This is a genomic window from Agromyces sp. Soil535 (assembly GCF_001428255.1).
In the GTDB taxonomy this organism is placed as follows: Bacteria; Actinomycetota; Actinomycetes; order Actinomycetales; family Microbacteriaceae; genus Agromyces.
Genome location: NZ_LMRW01000024.1, coordinates 331508 through 349013 on the forward strand (window position 1 = coordinate 331508; position 17506 = coordinate 349013).

The 17506-nt window shown below is 70.5% G+C and carries 19 protein-coding genes; 9 read left to right on the forward strand and 10 right to left on the reverse strand.

The genetic code is table 11. The features are described 5' to 3' along the window. Window positions 1-2: 2 nt before the first annotated feature. The 3 genes from ASG80_RS16820 to ASG80_RS16830 are packed head-to-tail and all read right to left on the reverse strand — an operon-like array spanning window position 3 to window position 2025. Window positions 3-764 carry a hypothetical protein gene (locus tag ASG80_RS16820; protein ID WP_056732752.1) on the reverse strand — a complete coding sequence of 254 codons (762 nt, stop codon included), beginning with the start codon at window positions 762-764 and terminating at the stop codon, window positions 3-5. Then, window positions 761-1669, reverse strand: a complete 909-nt coding sequence (locus tag ASG80_RS16825; protein ID WP_056732754.1) for an ABC transporter ATP-binding protein — start codon at window positions 1667-1669, stop codon at window positions 761-763. The genes ASG80_RS16820 and ASG80_RS16825 overlap by 4 nt, the downstream gene beginning before the upstream one ends. Then, window positions 1666-2025, reverse strand: coding sequence for a GntR family transcriptional regulator (locus ASG80_RS16830; RefSeq protein WP_056732756.1), 360 nt, complete (start codon window positions 2023-2025; stop codon window positions 1666-1668). The genes ASG80_RS16825 and ASG80_RS16830 overlap by 4 nt, the downstream gene beginning before the upstream one ends. A gap of 202 nt (window positions 2026-2227) precedes the next feature. Between ASG80_RS16830 and ASG80_RS16835 the strand changes: the two genes are divergently transcribed. Both ASG80_RS16835 and ASG80_RS16840 read left to right on the forward strand, forming a co-directional pair. Beyond that, the gene (locus tag ASG80_RS16835) at window positions 2228-2662 is read left to right on the forward strand and encodes a MarR family winged helix-turn-helix transcriptional regulator (protein ID WP_056732758.1); all 435 of its coding nucleotides are present in this window, start codon (window positions 2228-2230) and stop codon (window positions 2660-2662) included. Window positions 2663-2700: 38 nt separating this feature from the next. Next, on the forward strand, window positions 2701-3312 hold the full coding sequence (locus ASG80_RS16840) for an isochorismatase family protein (RefSeq protein WP_056732760.1): 612 nt from the start codon (window positions 2701-2703) through the stop codon (window positions 3310-3312). A gap of 54 nt (window positions 3313-3366) precedes the next feature. On the opposite strand, the gene ASG80_RS16845 is transcribed toward ASG80_RS16840, so the two are convergent. Then, window positions 3367-4272 carry a DMT family transporter gene (locus ASG80_RS16845; RefSeq protein ID WP_056732928.1) on the reverse strand — a complete coding sequence of 302 codons (906 nt, stop codon included), beginning with the start codon at window positions 4270-4272 and terminating at the stop codon, window positions 3367-3369. A 266-nt stretch (window positions 4273-4538) separates the two neighbouring features. Between ASG80_RS16845 and lpdA the strand changes: the two genes are divergently transcribed. Beyond that, on the forward strand, window positions 4539-5939 hold the full coding sequence (gene lpdA / locus ASG80_RS16850) for a dihydrolipoyl dehydrogenase (RefSeq protein ID WP_056732761.1): 1401 nt from the start codon (window positions 4539-4541) through the stop codon (window positions 5937-5939). 128 nt (window positions 5940-6067) lie between these two features. Here lpdA and ASG80_RS16855 read toward each other — a convergent pair whose 3' ends face one another. Together ASG80_RS16855 and ASG80_RS16860 are read right to left on the reverse strand one after the other, a co-directional pair. Next, window positions 6068-7681 (reverse strand): cation acetate symporter, encoded by a 1614-nt coding sequence (locus ASG80_RS16855; protein ID WP_056732763.1) that lies wholly within the window; start codon window positions 7679-7681, stop codon window positions 6068-6070. Continuing rightward, window positions 7681-8055 (reverse strand): DUF485 domain-containing protein, encoded by a 375-nt coding sequence (locus tag ASG80_RS16860; protein ID WP_056732766.1) that lies wholly within the window; start codon window positions 8053-8055, stop codon window positions 7681-7683. Before ASG80_RS16860 ends, ASG80_RS16855 begins: the two co-directional genes overlap by 1 nt. Before the next feature lie 202 nt (window positions 8056-8257). On the opposite strand from ASG80_RS16860, the gene ASG80_RS16865 reads away from it, so the two are divergent. The 4 genes from ASG80_RS16865 to ASG80_RS16880 are packed head-to-tail and all read left to right on the forward strand — an operon-like array spanning window position 8258 to window position 12091. Continuing rightward, on the forward strand, window positions 8258-9478 hold the full coding sequence (locus tag ASG80_RS16865) for a sensor histidine kinase (protein ID WP_056732767.1): 1221 nt from the start codon (window positions 8258-8260) through the stop codon (window positions 9476-9478). Beyond that, window positions 9475-10221, forward strand: coding sequence for a LytTR family DNA-binding domain-containing protein (locus ASG80_RS16870; RefSeq protein ID WP_056732769.1), 747 nt, complete (start codon window positions 9475-9477; stop codon window positions 10219-10221). The genes ASG80_RS16865 and ASG80_RS16870 overlap by 4 nt, the downstream gene beginning before the upstream one ends. After that, complete coding sequence (locus ASG80_RS16875; RefSeq protein ID WP_056732771.1) at window positions 10218-10616, forward strand: DUF485 domain-containing protein; 399 nt, start codon at window positions 10218-10220, stop codon at window positions 10614-10616. Before ASG80_RS16870 ends, ASG80_RS16875 begins: the two co-directional genes overlap by 4 nt. After that, a complete protein-coding gene (locus tag ASG80_RS16880; RefSeq protein ID WP_056732772.1) occupies window positions 10613-12091 on the forward strand; it encodes a cation acetate symporter in 1479 nt (492 codons plus the stop codon). Before ASG80_RS16875 ends, ASG80_RS16880 begins: the two co-directional genes overlap by 4 nt. Before the next feature lie 14 nt (window positions 12092-12105). On the opposite strand, the gene ASG80_RS16885 is transcribed toward ASG80_RS16880, so the two are convergent. Both ASG80_RS16885 and ASG80_RS16890 read right to left on the reverse strand, forming a co-directional pair. After that, window positions 12106-12978: an SDR family oxidoreductase gene (locus tag ASG80_RS16885; RefSeq protein ID WP_235508365.1), complete on the reverse strand. Its 873-nt coding sequence runs from the start codon at window positions 12976-12978 to the stop codon at window positions 12106-12108. A gap of 44 nt (window positions 12979-13022) precedes the next feature. Next, a complete protein-coding gene (locus ASG80_RS16890; protein WP_056732930.1) occupies window positions 13023-13700 on the reverse strand; it encodes a GNAT family N-acetyltransferase in 678 nt (225 codons plus the stop codon). A 100-nt stretch (window positions 13701-13800) separates the two neighbouring features. Between ASG80_RS16890 and ASG80_RS16895 the strand changes: the two genes are divergently transcribed. Continuing rightward, the gene (locus ASG80_RS16895; RefSeq protein ID WP_056732776.1) at window positions 13801-14022 is read left to right on the forward strand and encodes an Rv0909 family putative TA system antitoxin; all 222 of its coding nucleotides are present in this window, start codon (window positions 13801-13803) and stop codon (window positions 14020-14022) included. 76 nt (window positions 14023-14098) lie between these two features. Here the strand turns inward: ASG80_RS16895 and ASG80_RS16900 are convergent, their stop codons facing one another. Next, window positions 14099-15385 (reverse strand): adenylosuccinate synthase, encoded by a 1287-nt coding sequence (locus tag ASG80_RS16900; protein WP_056732778.1) that lies wholly within the window; start codon window positions 15383-15385, stop codon window positions 14099-14101. A 1-nt stretch (window position 15386) separates the two neighbouring features. Continuing rightward, window positions 15387-15932, reverse strand: coding sequence for a DUF3151 family protein (locus tag ASG80_RS23950; protein ID WP_056732781.1), 546 nt, complete (start codon window positions 15930-15932; stop codon window positions 15387-15389). Window positions 15933-16031: 99 nt separating this feature from the next. Between ASG80_RS23950 and argG the strand changes: the two genes are divergently transcribed. Next, window positions 16032-17459, forward strand: coding sequence for an argininosuccinate synthase (gene argG, locus ASG80_RS16910; RefSeq protein ID WP_056732783.1), 1428 nt, complete (start codon window positions 16032-16034; stop codon window positions 17457-17459). Window positions 17460-17506 lie beyond the last annotated feature (47 nt).

Below are 17506 nucleotides of genomic sequence, written 5' to 3' on the forward strand. Positions count from 1 at the left end.
GATCAACGCGGCGTGGCCCGCCTGATGACGAAGTACCAGGCGACGGCCCAGACGAACGCCTTCACGAGGAGCACCGTGAAGACGCCGACGAGGCCGATCGCGGCGAACCAGTCGAAGACCGCCGGCCAGCTCTGGGTGAACGTGAGGGCGGCGACCGCCGCGAGCACGAGCACGATGCCGCCGAAGAGGAGGATCATCATGCCGGGCATGCGCCAGCGCATGTAGACCGTCGTGATACTCGCGCCGATGAAGAGCACGAGGAGCTGCAGCGCGAACGTGGTGTAGAAGTCGACGAGCCAGTTCTGCCCGTACCAGAGAGCGTCGAACATGTGCACGCCGATGCCCCAACCGTTGGTGGCGATCTCGACCTGCACGAGGGTGGCGATGGCCGCGGCCATCTCGACGGACACGAGCACGAACATCAGGCTCGTGCCGAGCCAGAAATCCCGTCGTGTCGCGCCGAAGCCCAGCGCGAACGAGAAGGTGAGGCCGATCGCCTGCACGCCGACGACCACGAGATACCACTGCGGCGAGAGCACCGCCCAGCTGTACCGCATGCCCTCGAGGTCTTCGGGCGAGGCGTTCGCGCTGCCCACGATGACGGCGATGACCATGCTCACGGCCCACGCGCCGCCGAGGATCAGCCACGGCACCCCGAAGAAGATCGAGGGGTTGATGGCGTGCAGGCGCACGATGCGCCAGATCTCGTCGACTCGCGAACGAGCCTCGGTGCGGGCGATCGGCGCTGCGGCGACGGCGGTCATGCTGCGGCCTCCTCTTCGGTCGTGTCGGCATCGAGCTCGGTGCCGGTCATGTGGACGATGAGCTGCTGGAGCGAGACGGGCGCGAGCTCGAGGCCGAGCTCGGCTGCCCTGATGCGGTCGGCCCTTCCGAGGCGGCCGTCGATGGTGACGGATGCCAGCCCGCCGAGTCCCTCGCGCCCGATGACCGGCCGGTCGGCCACGAACGACTCCACCGCCGCCCTGGCGCCGGCGACCGTGGTGGCGGAGCCGCGCACCTCGTCGGCGTCGCGATCGAGCAGGATGCGGCCCTGGTCGATGAGGATGATGTGCTCGAGCAGGTTCGCGATCTCGTCGATCAGGTGCGTGGAGAGCACGACCGTGCGCGGATGCTCGGCGTAGTCCTCGAGCAGGCGGTCGTAGAAGATGTGCCGCGCCACGGCGTCGAGGCCGAGGTACGGCTCGTCGAAGAACGTGATCGGCGCCCGCGACGCGAGGCCGACGATGACGCCCACCGCCGAGAGCTGGCCGCGCGAGAGCTTCTTGATCCGTCGTTTCACGGGCAGGCGGAAGTCGGCGACGAGGCGCTCGGCGAGCCCGGCATCCCAGTGCTCGAAGAACCACGGCGCGGCCTTGAACACGTGCGTCGGCGTGAAGTTCTCGGGGTACCGCTGCGCCTCCCCGATGAAGCAGATCCGGCGCAGGACGTCGGCGTGCTCGGCGGGCTCGCGCCCGAACACCTCGAGCTCGCCCGCATTCGGGAAGAGCTGCCCGGTGAGCAGCTGCATGATCGTGGTCTTGCCGGCGCCGTTCCGCCCGAGGAGGCCGTAGATGCGGTTCTCCTGCAGGGTGAGGTCCACCGCGTCGACCGCGGTGAACGAGCCGTAGCGCTTGGTGAGTCCGCTCCCACGGACCACGGTGCGGGTCATGATTCGATCCTTTCTGCGCGGAGGAGCCCCGCGAGTTCGTCGATGTCGATGCCGAGCTTCTCGGCTTCCACGATGAGCGGCCTGATGTACTCGGTGGCGAAGTCGGCCCGTCGACGATCGATGAGGCGGGCTCTGGCCCCGAGGGTCACGAACATGCCGATCCCCCTCCGCTTCGCCACGATGCCGTCGTCGACAAGGCGATTCACCCCCTTCAACGCGGTGGCCGGGTTGATGCGGTAGAACACCGCGAGCTCGTTCGTCGACGGGATCTGCTCGTCCTCCTTGAGCACGCCGTCGATGATGTCGTTCTCGACCTGTTCTGCGATCTGGATGAAGATCGGTCGCGATTCGTCCATTCCGGCCTGTCTGGTCTTGATGCAAGTTCTGGTGTCGAACTTCGTTGGTTAGTTACTTGTGTAACTAACCAACCATGCTGGCAGGCGGATGTCAACCCCTGGGTCGCGGGCTGCGCTCGTGGCGAGTGGGCATCGGATTCGCTCCGCGAATACGCAGGATAACTGCACAGTTCACCTGTATATCTGCGGTAGCATTGCCGGCATGAGCGACTCCCCTGACCTCGACGCGACCGCGGCCGCGCTGCGCCTGGCCGTCCACCGACTCGACCGCCGCCTGCGCGTCGAATCCGGCCTGCAGGAGTTCAACCTCGCCCAGACCGTCGTGCTGCGACGCCTCCGCGAGGCCGGGCCCCTCACCACCTCCGAGCTCGCGCGCCTCGAGGGGGTCCGCCCCCAGTCGATGAGCGCGACCGTCGCCGACCTCGTCGCCGCCGGCCTCGTCGACCGCAGGCCCGACCCGAACGACGGCCGCGCGACCCTCCTCTCGCTGAGCGACCGCGCCGAAGGGCTCATCCTCATCGCCCGCGGGGCGAAGGAGAACTGGCTCGTCCGCACGATCGGAGACCGCCTCGACGCCGAGGAGCAGCGGCGGCTCGCCGACGCGATCGGGCTCCTCGACCGCCTGCTCGCCCCCTGAGATCCGCCCCTACTCGAACACCGCGAAGGAAACCCCGCATGTCCCTCAGCACCATCGACCCCACGTCCGCCCTCGTCGTCATCGACCTGCAGAACGGCATCGCCGGTCGCCCGGCCGCACACGACACCCGCGAGGTGGTCGCACGCGCCGCCGAACTCGCCGACGCGTTCCGCGAGCGCGGCCTGCCCGTCGTGCTCGTCACGGCTGCCGGCCGTGCCCCCGGCCGCACCGAAGCGGGGCGCTCCGCCGCCGTCGCGAGCCCCGCACCCGCCGCACTGCCCGAGGGCTTCATGGATCTCGTCCCCGAACTCGAGGGCGGCGGCATCCGCATCGTCAAACGCACCTGGGGCGCGTTCCACGGCACCGACCTCCACGAGCAGCTCCAGGCCGCCGGCACCACGCAGATCGTGCTCGCGGGCATCGCGACGAGCAAGGGGGTCGAGTCGACCGCGCGCGCCGCCTACGCGCACGGGTACCACGTCACCCTCGCGACCGACGCGATGACCGACTCGACCCTCGCGGCGCACGTGAACAGCGTCGAACTCGCCTTCCCCGAACTCGGCGAGACCGGCACGAGCGCCGAGGTCATCGCCCTGCTGCCCGCTGCCTCCGCGACGACGACCGCGCCCCACGCCGCCGACGAGGCGTGACCCGGCCCGCCGCACCCGGCGCCGGCGCGGTCACGCATGCTGCGGTCGGGCGGGTCAGGCCGCGGCGGGCTCCCGGCGACGCCCCATCCGGAGCCTGCCCTGCGTGAGCAGGATGCCGAGCAGCACGAGCACGGCACCCACGGGCTCGTGCCAGCTGAACCGCTCGCCGAGCAGCAGCACGCCGAGCACCACGCCCACCACGGGTGTCACGTAGGTGACCGTCGACGAGCCGGTCGGCCCCCACGCGCGCAGCACATTGATCATCCAGATGTAGGCGAGCCCCGTGCCGAGCACGCCGAGCGCCAGCAGTGAGCCGACGATCGCCCAGTCGAGGTCGACCGGCGACAGCGCGACCCACGGCGTCAGAGCGAGCATCACGACCGCCGAGACGCCGATCGAGAGGAACGCGAACGTCGCCGGCGCGATCGGCCGCTGGCTGAGGAAGCGGCGCTGGTAGCCGAACGTGAACCCGTAGCACAGCGTCGCCACGAGGCACGCGAGCTGGCCGGCCAGGCTGCCCGTGAGCGCCTGGTACTGCCACGGACCGATGATGACGAGCACCCCGAGGATGCCGACACCCACGCCGACCCACCGGCTCAGCCCGAGCCGCTCGACGTGGAACACGAGCGTCGCCATGAGCGCGGTCATGATCGGCGTCGTCGCGTTGTAGATCGAGGCGAGGCTCGACGACACGTACTGCTCCGCCCACGCGAAGCACAGGTACGGGATGACGCACGTGGTGAGCGACACCACGAGGAAGTGCAGCCACACCACGCGCTCGCGCGGCAGCACCGGGCCGGGCGTTCCGTCGACGCGGGGCACCCGCGGACGGGTGATGAGCACGATCGCACCGAGCGCAAGGGCGCCGAGCACGGTGCGCGACCAGGCCACCTGCCCGAACGAGACGCCCTCGAGCGCGACCTTCATGAAGAGGAAGCTCGCGCCCCACACCACGCCCATGGCGAGGAACTGCACCCACGTCGACAACCGCCTGGATCGCCTCGGCGCGGACACCGCGACGGCGGCCTGCTGGGTGGTACTGGTGCTCACCGGTCGAGCGTATGCCCGGCCACCGACCCGCGGGGAGGCCCTGGAGGGTGCTTGTCCGGAATCCGCCGGAGGTCGGCAGACACGGCATCGTCGGCGTCCGCTCGCCCGCCCGACGGCCCGCGGCATCCGCCGGCTCACTTGCCCCGCCCCCGGGGCAGCCGCCTAGGCTGGCCCGCATGACCAGCCATTTCGATGTCGTCGTCCTCGGCGCCGGCCCCGGCGGGTACGTCGCCGCCGTGCGCGCCGCCCAGCTCGGGCTCAAGACCGCCGTGATCGAGGAGAAGTACTGGGGCGGAGTGTGCCTGAACGTGGGATGCATCCCCTCGAAGGCCCTCCTCCGCAACGCGGAGCTCGCCCACATCTTCCACGCCCAGGCCGCGATGTTCGGCATCAGCGGCGAGGCGTCGTTCGACTACGGCGTCGCATACGACCGCAGCCGCACGGTGGCCGACGGTCGTGTCAAGGGCGTGCACTACCTGATGAAGAAGAACCAGATCACCGAGTTCGACGGCCGTGGCACCTTCCGCGATGCGAACACGATCGACGTCGCGAAGGCCGACGGGTCGACCGAGACGCTCACGTTCGCGAACGCGATCATCGCCACCGGATCCCGCGTGCGGCTCCTCCCGGGCGTCGAGCTGAGCCCGAACATCGTCACCTACGAGACGCAGATCATGCAGCGCGACCTGCCGCGGTCGATCGCGATCGTCGGCGCCGGCGCGATCGGCATGGAGTTCGCGTACGTCATGCGAAACTACGGCGTCGAGGTGACGATCCTCGAGTTCCTCGATCGCGCGCTGCCCATGGAGGACGTCGACGTCTCGAAGGAGATCACGAAGCAGTACCGCAAGCTCGGCGTGCCCATCCTCGCGTCGACGAAGGTCGAGGCCGTCATCGACAACGGGTCATCCGTCACCGTGACCTATACGGGTGCCGACGGACAGCCGGGATCGCTCGAGGCCGACCGGGCCCTGATCTCGGTCGGGTTCGCGCCGAACGTCGAGGGCTTCGGGCTGGAGACCACGGGCGTGCAGCTCACCGACCGCGGCGCGATCGCCATCGACGAGTTCATGCGCACGAACGTGCCGCACATCTCCGCCATCGGCGACGTCACCGCGAAGCTCATGCTCGCGCACGTCGCCGAGGCGATGGGCGTCGTGGCTGCCGAGACCATCGGCGGCGCCGAGACCATGTCGCTCGACGACTACCGCATGATGCCGCGCGCCACGTTCTGCTCCCCGCAGGTCGCGAGCTTCGGCCTCACCGAGCAGCAGGCGCGCGACGAGGGCTACGACGTGAAGGTCGCGACCTTCCCGTTCTCGGCGAACGGCAAGGCCCACGGCCTCGGCGACCCGACGGGCTTCGTGAAGCTCGTCGCCGACGCGAAGTACCTCGAGCTGCTCGGCGGCCACCTCATCGGCCCGGATGTCTCGGAGCTGCTGCCCGAGCTCACCCTCGCCCAGAAGTGGGACCTCGGCGCCCTCGAACTCGCCCGCAACGTGCACACGCACCCGACCCTCTCGGAGGCGCTGCAGGAGGCGTTCCACGGCCTCGCGGGCCACATGATCAACATGTGAGCGGCGGCGGAGCCCAGCCTCGGCGCGCGACCTGCAACGGGGGCGGATGCCGCAGCCTGACGCTGCGGCATCCGCCCCTGTTGTTCGTTCGACGCGGCCCGGGCAGGCATTCCGGCCGCGTCGAAGTCCTAGTGCTGGATCGCCTTCTCTGCGCCGACGCCCGTGAGCGAGCGCACCTCCATCTCGGACTGCTTGGCCGGGTCCTCGGTGTTCTTGTCGAGCACCGACCCGAGCCAGCCGAGGAGGAAGGCGAGCGGGATGGAGATGATGCCGGGGTTCGACAGCGGGATGATGTCGAAGTCGGCGCCCGGGATCATCGAGGTCGGAGTGCCCGAGACCACGGGCGAGAGCGCGATGACGATGAGCGCCGACGCGAGGCCGCCGTACATGCTCCAGAGCGCACCCTGCGTCGTGAACCGCTTCCAGAACAGGGAGTACACGATGGTCGGCAGGTTGGCGGATGCCGCGACGGCGAACGCCAGGGCGACGAGGAACGCGATGTTCTGGCCGTTCGCCCCGATGCCGCCGATGATCGCGATGATGCCGATCACGACGACGGTGCGACGGGCGACCTTCACCTCGGCTCCCGGCGCGGGCTTGCCCTTCTTCACGACGCTCGCGTAGATGTCGTGCGCGAACGAGGCCGCCGCGGTGATCGTGAGGCCCGCCACGACCGCGAGGATCGTCGCGAAGGCGATCGCCGCGATGAGGCCGAGCAGGATCGGCCCACCGAGTTCGAACGCCAGCAGCGGGGCCGCCGAGTTCGCGCCGCCGGGCGCAGCGGCGATGGTCTCGGGGCCGATGAGGGCCGCGGCGCCGTAGCCGAGCACGAGCGTGAACACGTAGAAGATGCCGATGAGCCAGATCGCCCACACCACCGACTTGCGCGCCTCCTTGGCGGTGGGCACCGTGTAGAACCGCATGAGCACGTGCGGCAGGGCAGCCGTGCCGAGCACGAGCGCGAGGCCGAGCGAGAGGAAGTCGAGCTTCGCGATCTCGGACACGCCGTACTTCAGGCCCGGGTCGAGGATCGCCGGGTTGCCGGCCGTCGCGACCGCGTTGTCGAGCAGCGTCGAGAAGTTGAAGCCGTTGAGCGCGAGCACCCACACGGTCATCACCGCGGCGCCGGCGATGAGCAGGCCGGCCTTGATGATCTGCACCCACGTGGTGCCCTTCATGCCGCCGATGAGCACGTACAGGATCATGAGCGCGCCGACCACGGTGATCACGACGCCCTGGCCGACCTTGTCGCCGATGCCGAGCAGCAGAGACACGAGGCCGCCCGCGCCGGCCATCTGGGCGAGCAGGTAGAAGAAGCAGACGACGAGGGTGGTCGTCGCGGCCGCGATGCGCACGGGCTTCTGCCTGAGGCGGAACGACAGCACGTCGGCCATCGTGAACCGCCCGGTGTTTCGCAGCAGTTCGGCGACGAGCAGCAGCGCCACGAGCCACGCCACGAGGAAGCCGATCGAGTAGAGGAACCCGTCGTAGCCCGTGACCGCGATCGCGCCGACGATGCCGAGGAAGGAGGCCGCCGACAGGTAGTCGCCGGCGATCGCCGAGCCGTTCTGCCCGCCGGTGAACGAGCGGCCGGCGGCGTAGTAGTCGGAGGCGGTCTTGTTGTTGCGGCTCGCGCGGAAGACGATCACGAGGGTGATCGCGACGAACGCGCCGAAGATCCCGATGTTGAGCCAGGGGTTGCCGGGCGAGGCGGATGCGGCCGCGGCTGCGAGGTGTGACATCAGCGGTTCACCTCCGAGACGGATGCCGCGGCGGCATCCAGTTCGATCTCGTCGCGGATCTCCTCGGCCAGCGGGTCGAGCCGCTTGTTCGCGAAGTGCACGTACCACATGGTCACCGCGAACGTCGTGACGACCTGCGCGAGGCCGAGCAGGATCGCGACGTTGACGCTGCCGAACACCGGCGTCGACATGAAGTCGTGCGCGTAGCCGGCGAGCAGCACGTAGACGACGTACCACGCGAGGCACGCGCCGAGCACCGGGAACACGAAGTTCCGGTGCGTGCGGCGAAGGGTCTGGAACTCAGGTGATTGCTGGATCGCGCGGTAGTCGACGTCTGGCGTCGCGGTCTCCGCGCTCAGGGCTTCGTTGCCCATGGCGTCTCTCCTTCGAAGGGGGGATCGGCGGGCCTTCGGCCGCGCCGCTGCCCTGTGTTGGTCCGTGAAGACCTGGCAGTGGCACCATGCTCGCGCTCACGCCGCACCACCGGGGGCGCTCGCCGCTCGTCGTCGCTGAGCGGCGTCCATCGTGCGACGAACGGCGGATCCGCGGCGACGAACGACGGCTACGCTTCTCTGCATGCCCGAGTCGATGCTGCTCGCCGCTGCCGCCGGCGTCGTCGCCGGGGGGCTCGCGGTCGGCGTCGTCCTCCTGCTGCGGCGCATCGTGGTCGCATCGAAGGACCTGGGCACCGATGTCGAGCGGGCGACGTACCAGACCCTGCACCTCGCGAGCCGTGCGGCGAAGCACCTCCGCAGCGGCATCGGCGAGGTCGACGCGACGCGGGCGGGCCGGCACCTGCGGGCGCTCCTCGGCTGCGAGAGCCTGGCCCTCGTCGACCCCTCGGGTGCGGTGACGGTCGAGGGCGACGATGCGGTGCGGGCGGTCGCGGGGCGACTCGCCGCCGAGGCGCGCGCGTCGGGCCGGCCGCAGGTGCAGCGGCGCATCCGCATCGGCGACCGGGAGACGGATGCCGTGGCCGCACCGATCCTCGCGAGCGGCAACCCGGCGGGCGCGATCGTCGCGTTCGCCTCCCCCGTACGCGCCGGACTCGTGCGGGCCACCGGGGAGGTCGCGGACTGGGTCGCCGCCCAGGTGGAGCTCGGCGAGCTCGACGCCTCGCGCGCGGCGCTCGCCGAAGCCGAGGTGCGGGCGCTGCGCGCCCAGATCAGCCCCCACTTCATCTACAACTCGCTCAACGCGATCGCCTCGTTCATCAACACCGACCCCGCGAAGGCCCGCGAGCTCGTGCTCGAGTTCGCCGACTTCACGCGCTACTCGTTCCGCCGCCACGGCGACTACACGACCGTCGCCGAGGAGCTGCGCTCGATCGACAGCTACCTGAAGCTCGAGCGCGCGCGGTTCGGCGACCGGCTGAAGGTGACCCTGCAGGTCGCGCCCGAAGTGCTCTCGACCGTCGTGCCGTACCTGTCGATCCAGCCGCTGGTCGAGAACGCGGTGCGGCACGGGCTGGAGTCGAAGGAGGGCGGTGGCCGTATCACGATCACCGCCGCCGACTCCGGCGCGTTCGCCGAGATCAGCGTCGAGGACGACGGCGTCGGCATCGATCCCGCGGTGCTCGAGCGCGTGCTCGCGGGCGGCGCTCCGGGCGAGCACGTGGGCCTCCGCAACGTGGACGCGCGCCTCCGTCAGGTGTACGGGGAGGAGCACGGGCTGGTCGTCGAGACCAACGTGGGGGCGGGCACGCTCGTGCGGATGCGCGTGCCGAAGTCCCAGCCGGGCCGCGTCGCGGCATCCGCCGATCCCGAACGCGACGCCGATGGGAGACTTGAACCGTGATCTCCGTGCTCATCGCCGACGACGAGCAGCCCGCGATCGACGAGCTGGCGTTCCTCCTCGGCCAGGATCCGCGCATCGGGGTGATCCACCAGGCCGCCTCGGGTGCGGAGGCCATCCGCGTGCTCACCCGAGAGCCCGTCGACGCCGCCTTCCTCGACATCCACATGCCCGGCCTCAACGGCTTCGACCTCGCGCGGGCGATGCAGCGCTTCGAGCGTCGCCCCGCCCTCGTGTTCGTCACCGCCGACGAGGAGGGCGCGCTGGAGGCGTTCGACCTCGCGGCCGTCGACTACCTGCTGAAGCCCGTGCGCACCGAACGGCTGCACCGTTCGGTGACCCGCGTCGTCGAGGCGCTGAAGGCCGCGGGGGCCGGGTCGGCGGGGCCCGCGGCATCCGAATCGCAGCCCGAGATGATCGCGGTGACCCTCGGGGGCACGACCCGCATGATCCGTCGAGACGACGTGCGCTACGTGCAGGCGCAGGGCGACTACGCGCGCCTGCACACCGAAGAGGCCAGCTACCTCGTGCGCGTGCCGATGGCGGACCTCGAGCGGCAGTGGTCGGACTCGTTCGTGCGCATCCACCGTTCGTACCTCGTCGCGATCCCGCACCTCTCGCGCATCCGGCTCGGCGGCGATCACCCGAGTGTCACCATCGACGCGGCCGAGCTGCCCGTGAGCCGGCGCCTGCTGCCCGCGCTCCGCGAACGTCTCGAGTCGGCGACCATCCGGCCGCGGCAATGAGCAGCGATCCGGAGCGCACGGATGCCACGCCGGCGAGGGTGCGGGTCACCGCCCCGCGCCCGGGGTCGGCCGCGGCATCCGCCCGCCCGTCGCCGCACCCGGGAACCGAGGCGCCGACGAGCGACATCGCGGGCGTCTACGTGCGATCGCTGATCCGGACGCAGCTGAGGCTCGGCGTCGTCTTCGCGGTCGGCTTCGTCGTCGCGACGGCGCTGTTCGTGCTGGCGATCGCGTTCGTGCCCGAGCTCGACGCCACGTTCGTGCTCGGCGTGCCGTTGTCATGGCTGCTCCTCGGCATCGGCGTGTACCCGCTCGCGATCACGGTGGCCGGGCTGTACGTGCGCGCCGCCTCGCGCAACGAGGCACGGTACCGCTCGCTCACGGAGGACGAGTGAACGCCGCGATCGGGTACACCGCGATCGTCGCCGTGGCGGTCGCGTCGGCGCTCATCGGGTTCTACGGGCTCCGGGTCTCGCGTACGACGAGCGACTTCTACGTGGCCTCGCGAACGGTGCGCCCGTGGTGGAACGCGTCGGCGATCGGCGGCGAGTACCTCTCGGCGGCGTCGTTCCTCGGCATCGCCGGGCTGATCCTGCTCACGGGGTCGGCGGCGCTGTGGTTCCCGATCGGCTACACGGCGGGCTACCTCATGCTGCTGCTGTTCGTGGCCGCCCCCCTGCGTCGGTCGGGCGCCTACACGATCCCCGACTTCACCGAGGCGCGGCTCGAGTCGGTGTGGGCGCGCCGGGTGACGAGCATCCTCGTGATCGTCGTCGGCTGGTTCTACATCGTCCCGCAGCTGCAGGGCGCCGCGCTCACCGTGCGCATCACGACGGGGCTCCCCGCGTGGGCGGGCTCGCTCGCCGTCGCCGTGATCGTGGCCGTCGTGGTGGCCGCGGGCGGCATGCGCTCGATCACGTTCGTGCAGGCGTTCCAGTTCTGGCTGAAGCTCACCGCGCTCGCGGTCCCGGTGGTCGTGCTGCTCCTCGCGCTCGGCGGCACCGAACCCGCGCTGCCGCCCGTCGAGGCGTTCCCGGCCACGGCAGGGCCGGGCGACCTCGAGGTGTATCGCACGGTGTCGCTGATGGTCGCGCTCCTGCTCGGCACGCTCGGCCTGCCGCACGTGCTCGTGCGGTTCTACACGAACCCCGACGGCGTCGCCGCACGTCGCACGACCGTGATCGTGCTCGTGCTGCTCTCGGTGTTCTACCTGTTCCCCACGGCGTTCGGCTTCCTCGGACGCGCGTTCGCCCCCGACCTCGCGACCAGCGGCGACGCCGACGCCCTCATCCTCCTGCTGCCCGACCGGCTCATCCCCGGTCCCGTGGGCGACGTGCTCACCGCGCTCGTGATCGCCGGCGCGTTCGCCGCGTTCCTCTCGACGTCGTCGGGCCTGGTCGTGTCGCTCGCGGGCGTGATCAGCCAGGACCTGCTCGGCGGCAGCGTGCGCGGCTTCCGCATCGCCGCGGTGATCTCGTCGTTCGTGCCGCTCGTCGTCGCGCTCGCCACCGAGTCGACGGGCCTCGCCGGGAGCGTCGGGCTCGTGTTCGCCTTCACGGCCTCGACCCTGTGCCCGGTGCTCCTCCTCGGCATCTGGTGGCGCGGGCTCACGGCGCGTGGCGCGGTCGCGGGCATGCTCACCGGCGCCGTGCTTTCGGGCACCGCCATCCTCGGCGGCGCGGCCATCTCTGCGGTGCTCCCCGGCATCCGCCCGTTCCTCGAGCAGCCCGCGGCCTGGACCGTGCCGCTCGCCGTGCTCGTGACCGTGCTCGCGTCGCGCGCCGACCGTCGCGGCGTGCCACGCGGCGCCGACGCGTTCCTCACCCGCCTGCACGTGCCCGAGGCGGCCCGACGACGACGGCCCGTCTGAACCGGCGGATGCCGCTACCCGCCACCCAGGCCGACGAGGTCGGCGCTGACCTTCCACAGCCGCGCCGCGGCCGCGGTGTCGTACGAAGCCCTGTTGGACCTCTTGGGCTTCCGATTGGCGAAGTACCTGCCCGATACGCCCTCGACCTCTGCGGATGAGGCGAGGTAGATCGGCGTCTCCGCGCCGCGGGCTGGCCGCTTCATGAACGGCCGCGCCACCGGGCCCATGACCTCGAAGAACCGCACCTGGTCCTCGGCGCCGAAGTCGGTCCTGGTGACTCCCGGGTGCAGCACGGTCGCCGTCACCCCGCTGCCCTGCAGGCGACGAGCGAGTTCGTACGTGAACATCACGTTGGCCAGCTTCGACTGGTTGTATGCCCGCTGACCCGAATAGTCGCGCGCGCCCTGCAGATCGTCGAAGTCGATCCGGCCCGTGGCCTGGGCGCCGGAGGAGACCGTGACCACTCGCGAGGGCGCACTGGCCTCGAGTCGCTCGAGCAGCAGGTTGGTGAGCAGGAAGGGCGCCAGGTGGTTGAGCGCGAAGGTGTGCTCCAGCCCGTCGGCCGTGACGTGCCGGTGTGCCCAGAACCCGCCGACGTTGTTGACGAGCACGTCGATTCGCGGGTACCGCTCGACCACCTCGGCGGCGAGTCGGCGCACCTCCGCCTGGGACGACATGTCCGCGACGAACACGTCGACCGACGGGTTGCCCGTCTGGCGGACGATGTCGGCAGCGGCAGCCTCGGCTCGCCCCAGGTCGCGGCCCGTGATCCCGACCCGGGCCCCCAGTGCGGAGAGGCCGATGGCCGTCGCCTTGCCGATACCACCGGTGCCGCCGGTGACCAACGCGGCCTTGCCGGCCATCGGGCCGGGCACCTGTTCAGGCACTGATTCCGCCCCTTCCGTCCCGTCGGCGGGGAACACGACCCGGCCTACTCCCCCTGCCGGGCGCCGTCAAGCTCCGCGCCGACCGACGATCCGAGCCGCAGCGGCCGGTCGCCCCACTCGGCGAGCCGGGCCTCGAGCCGGTCGCGCACCGCAGGCCACTCGTCGACGATCACCGAGTACACGGCGGAGTCGCGCCACGAGCCGTCGGCGCGAGGACGCTCGCGTCGCGTGATCCCCTCGAACTGCGCACCGAGCTTCAGGATCGCCGCCCGCGAGCGCGCATTGCGCGCATCCGCCTGCAGCTTGACCCGGCCGAACCCGTGGCCGAACGCGAGCCCCAGCAGCAGCAGCTTCGCCTCGGGGTTGACGGTGGTGCCCCAGACCCTCGGGTCGTACGCCGTCCAGCCGATGTGCGCCGATTCGTTCGGCAGGTCGAGATCACCGAGCTTCGTGGCGCCGACGATGGCGCCGTGGTCGGGCCCGCCCGCCAGGCGCACGGTCCACGGCATCGCATCGGGCCCGCCGGCGTAGTAGTCCCTGGCGAAGGCCGCGAACGCCCCGGCGTCGGCCGGCAGCCCCGCAGGGCCGCCGCCGTAGCCTCCGGCGAACACCTCTGGACGACCCAACGCGCGGTACAGCGCCGGAATGTCGGCCTCGGAGTAGGGCGTGAGCGTGATGAATCGACCGACGAGCGGCTCGGCGGCGGGGCGGCTGGCGGTCACCCTGTCGAGTCTGGCACGGACGGCGCGAAGCCTTCCGGCATCCATGCCCGGCACCTACGATGACGGGAGCAGCATTCCGACAGATTGGATGGTGGGGGACATGGGATCGCTGGACGACCTGACGAAGAAGGCACAGGACTTCGTCGAGGAGAACAAGGACAAGATCACCGAGGCGCTCAACAGCGAGCAGGCCGAGGAGATCAGCGACAAGGTCCTCGACGGCGTCGCAGAGGCGGCCAAGAAGGTCACGCCAGATGAGCACGACGCCAAGGTCGACGACGTGCGCGCGAACATCGACAAGGCCATCGGCACCGAGCCGTAGGCCATCGTCCGCATGAGTGGGGCGGATGTCGCGCAGTCGCGGCATCCGCCCCACTCATGTCCGGCGCAGGATCACCTCAGTCGAGCAGGTCGTGCAGCTGCACGATCTCCTCGCGGCCGGGGCCGACGCCGATCGCGGAGATGCGCGAGCCGCTCATGGCCTCGAGCTCGCGTACGTAGCTCTGGGCGTTCGCGGGCAGCTCCGAGAACTCGCGCGCGCCCGAGATGTCCTCGGTCCAGCCGGGGAACTCCTCGTAGACGGGCTTCGCGTGGTGGAAGTCCGACTGCGACACCGGCACCTCGTCGACCCGCTGGCCCTCGACCTCGTACGCGACCGCGACCGGGATGCGCTCGAGGCCCGTCAGCACGTCGAGCTTCGTGAGCACGAAGTCGGTGACGCCGTTGATCCGCGACGCGTAGCGGGCGATTGGCGCGTCGAACCATCCGGTGCGACGGCGGCGGCCCGTGGTGGTGCCGAACTCGAAGCCGCGCTCGGAGAGGAACTCGCCCCACTCGTCGAAGAGCTCAGTGGGGAACGGGCCTGCGCCGACGCGGGTGGTGTACGCCTTCACGACCGCGATGACCCGGTCGATGCGGTTCGGCGCGATGCCGGAGCCGGTGACCGCGCCCCCGCTCGTGGCGTTCGACGACGTGACGAACGGGTAGGTGCCGTGGTCGACGTCGAGCATGGTCGCCTGGCCGCCCTCGAAGAGCACGGTCTCACCGCGCTCGAGCGCCTGGTGCAGCAGCAGCGATGTGTCGGTGACCATCGGGCGGAGCCTGTCGACGTAGCCGAGCAGCTCCTCGACGATCTCGTCGACGCCGATGGCGCGCCGGTTGTAGACCTTCACGAGCAGGTGGTTCTTCTGGTCGAGCGCGCCCTCGACCTTCTGCCGCAGGATGTTCTCGTCGAAGAGGTCCTGCATGCGGATGCCGACGCGGTTGATCTTGTCGGCGTACGACGGGCCGATGCCCCGGCCCGTGGTGCCGATCTGGCGCTTGCCGAGGAATCGCTCCGTGACCTTGTCGAGCGTGCGGTGGTACTGGGTGATCAGGTGTGCGTTCGCCGAGACACGGAGCTTCGAGACGTCCACGCCGCGTACCTCGAGCGCCTCGAGCTCCTCGAACAGCACCTCGATGTCGACGACGACGCCGTTCGCGATCACGGGGGTGACGCCGGGCGTGAGGATGCCCGACGGCAAGAGGTGCAGGGCGTACTTCTCGTCGCCGACGACCACGGTGTGCCCGGCGTTGTTGCCGCCGTTGAACTTCACGACGAAGTCGAGCCGGGAACCCAGCAGGTCGGTCGCCTTGCCCTTGCCCTCGTCGCCCCATTGCGCTCCGATGAGTACGGCTGCGGGCATGTCAGTCCTCTCCTGCCGCGTCCACGGCGGTGGGTTCGGCGATCGGTTCGCCGGTGTGGGCCTCGAATCCGGTGGCCGGCGCGAAGATGCCGGTGGATGCCACGATCGGCATGAGCTGGGTCGGCGTGTACTCCGAGGCGATGCGGGCGGGCGCCTCTGCGTCGGCGGACGCGAGCTCTCCGGCGAGCTTCGCGGCATGGTCGTCGAGGCCGAGCGCCAGGGCCGCGCGCCGCTGCGCATCGAGCGCTCGGAGGTAGGCACGGTTGGGCTCGTCGGACCAGGGCACGGGCTCGCCGGGCTGCCAGCCTGCGGCGGCGAGCTGCTCACGAGCGAGGTCGACGGCGACGGCGGCGAACGCGAACGCCTCGATGGGCTGGCCCTCGGAGTCGGCCAGATCGGCCAGTTCGGCCCACGCGAGAGGTGACGACGGATGCCCCGCCACGACCGACGCGACGGATGCGCGATCGGCTTCGGCGAGTGCCTGCCGAACCTCGGGCTCGTCGGCGAGTGACGCCTCGCCCTCGGGTGCTGATTCGTCTGGGGTCACACTCAACCTTATCGCGGCGTGTTTCCGCGGGTTGGGGAGGTCGCGCAGCCCTCGGTCACGCGAAGGTGAGGCATCCGCGCCTCCCGTAGGCTGGAGCGCATGTCGAAAGTCCTCTCGTCCCTGCCCGTCGGCGAACGCGTCGGCATCGCCTTCTCCGGCGGCCTCGACACCTCGGTCGCAGTGGCGTGGATGCGCGAGAAGGGCGCGGTGCCCTGCACGTACACGGCCGACATCGGGCAGTACGACGAGCCCGACATCGCCGCGGTCCCCGGCCGTGCGAAGGAGTACGGCGCCGAGATCGCCCGCCACGTCGACGCGAAGGCCCCGCTCGTCGAGGAGGGCCTCGTGGCCCTGCAGTGCGGCGCCTTCCACATCCGCTCGGGCGGCAAGACGTACTTCAACACCACGCCGCTCGGCCGCGCGGTCACCGGCACGCTGCTCGTGCGCGCCATGAAGGAGGACGGCGTCGACATCTGGGGCGACGGCTCGACCTACAAGGGCAACGACATCGAGCGGTTCTACCGCTACGGCCTGATGGCCAACCCGCGGCTGCGCATCTACAAGCCGTGGCTGGATGCCGCGTTCGTGACCGAGCTCGGCGGCCGCAAGGAGATGAGCGAATGGCTCGTCGCCCGTGGCTTCCCCTACCGCGACTCCACCGAGAAGGCCTATTCGACCGACGCGAACATCTGGGGAGCCACGCACGAGGCGAAGAAGCTCGAGCACCTCGACACCGGGCTCGACATCGTCGAGCCGATCATGGGCGTCGCCGCCTGGCGCGACGACGTCGAGGTGGCCACCGAGGAGGTGTCGGTGCGGTTCGAGGCCGGGCGCCCCGTCGCGATCAACGGCGCCGAGTTCAGCGACGCGGTCGCCCTCGTCTACGAGGCGAACGCGATCGGCGGCCGCCACGGCCTCGGCGTCTCCGACCAGATCGAGAACCGCATCATCGAGGCGAAGAGCCGCGGCATCTACGAGGCGCCAGGCATGGCGCTGCTGCACATCGCCTACGAGCGGCTGCTCAACGCCATCCACAACGAGGACACCGTCGCGAACTACCACGCGGAGGGCCGTCGCCTGGGGCGTCTCATGTACGAGGGCCGCTGGCTCGACCCGCAGTCGCTCATGCTGCGAGAGTCGATCCAGCGCTGGGTGGGATCCGCGGTCACCGGCGAGGTCACGCTGCGCCTGCGCCGCGGCGACGACTACACGATCCTCGACACCAAGGGCCCTGCCCTCAGCTACCACCCCGACAAGCTCTCGATGGAGCGGGTCGGCGACGCCGCGTTCGGCCCCGAGGACCGCATCGGCCAGCTCACCATGCGCAACCTCGACATCGCCGACTCGCGCGCCCGCCTCGAGCAGTACGCGGTGCAGGGCATCGTCGGCGGCGCGACGGCGGAGCTCGTCGGCGACCTGCAGGCCGGCCAGGCCGCCGAGATCTCGGCCGGCGAGGTCGAGACGGACCTCGAGGCGGCGACGGATGCCGCGAACGAGGCCGCGGCGTTCGACCTCGGCACCGACTGACCCGTCACCCGGTTGCGGCCTTTCACGCGGGCGGGGGCGGTGCCATA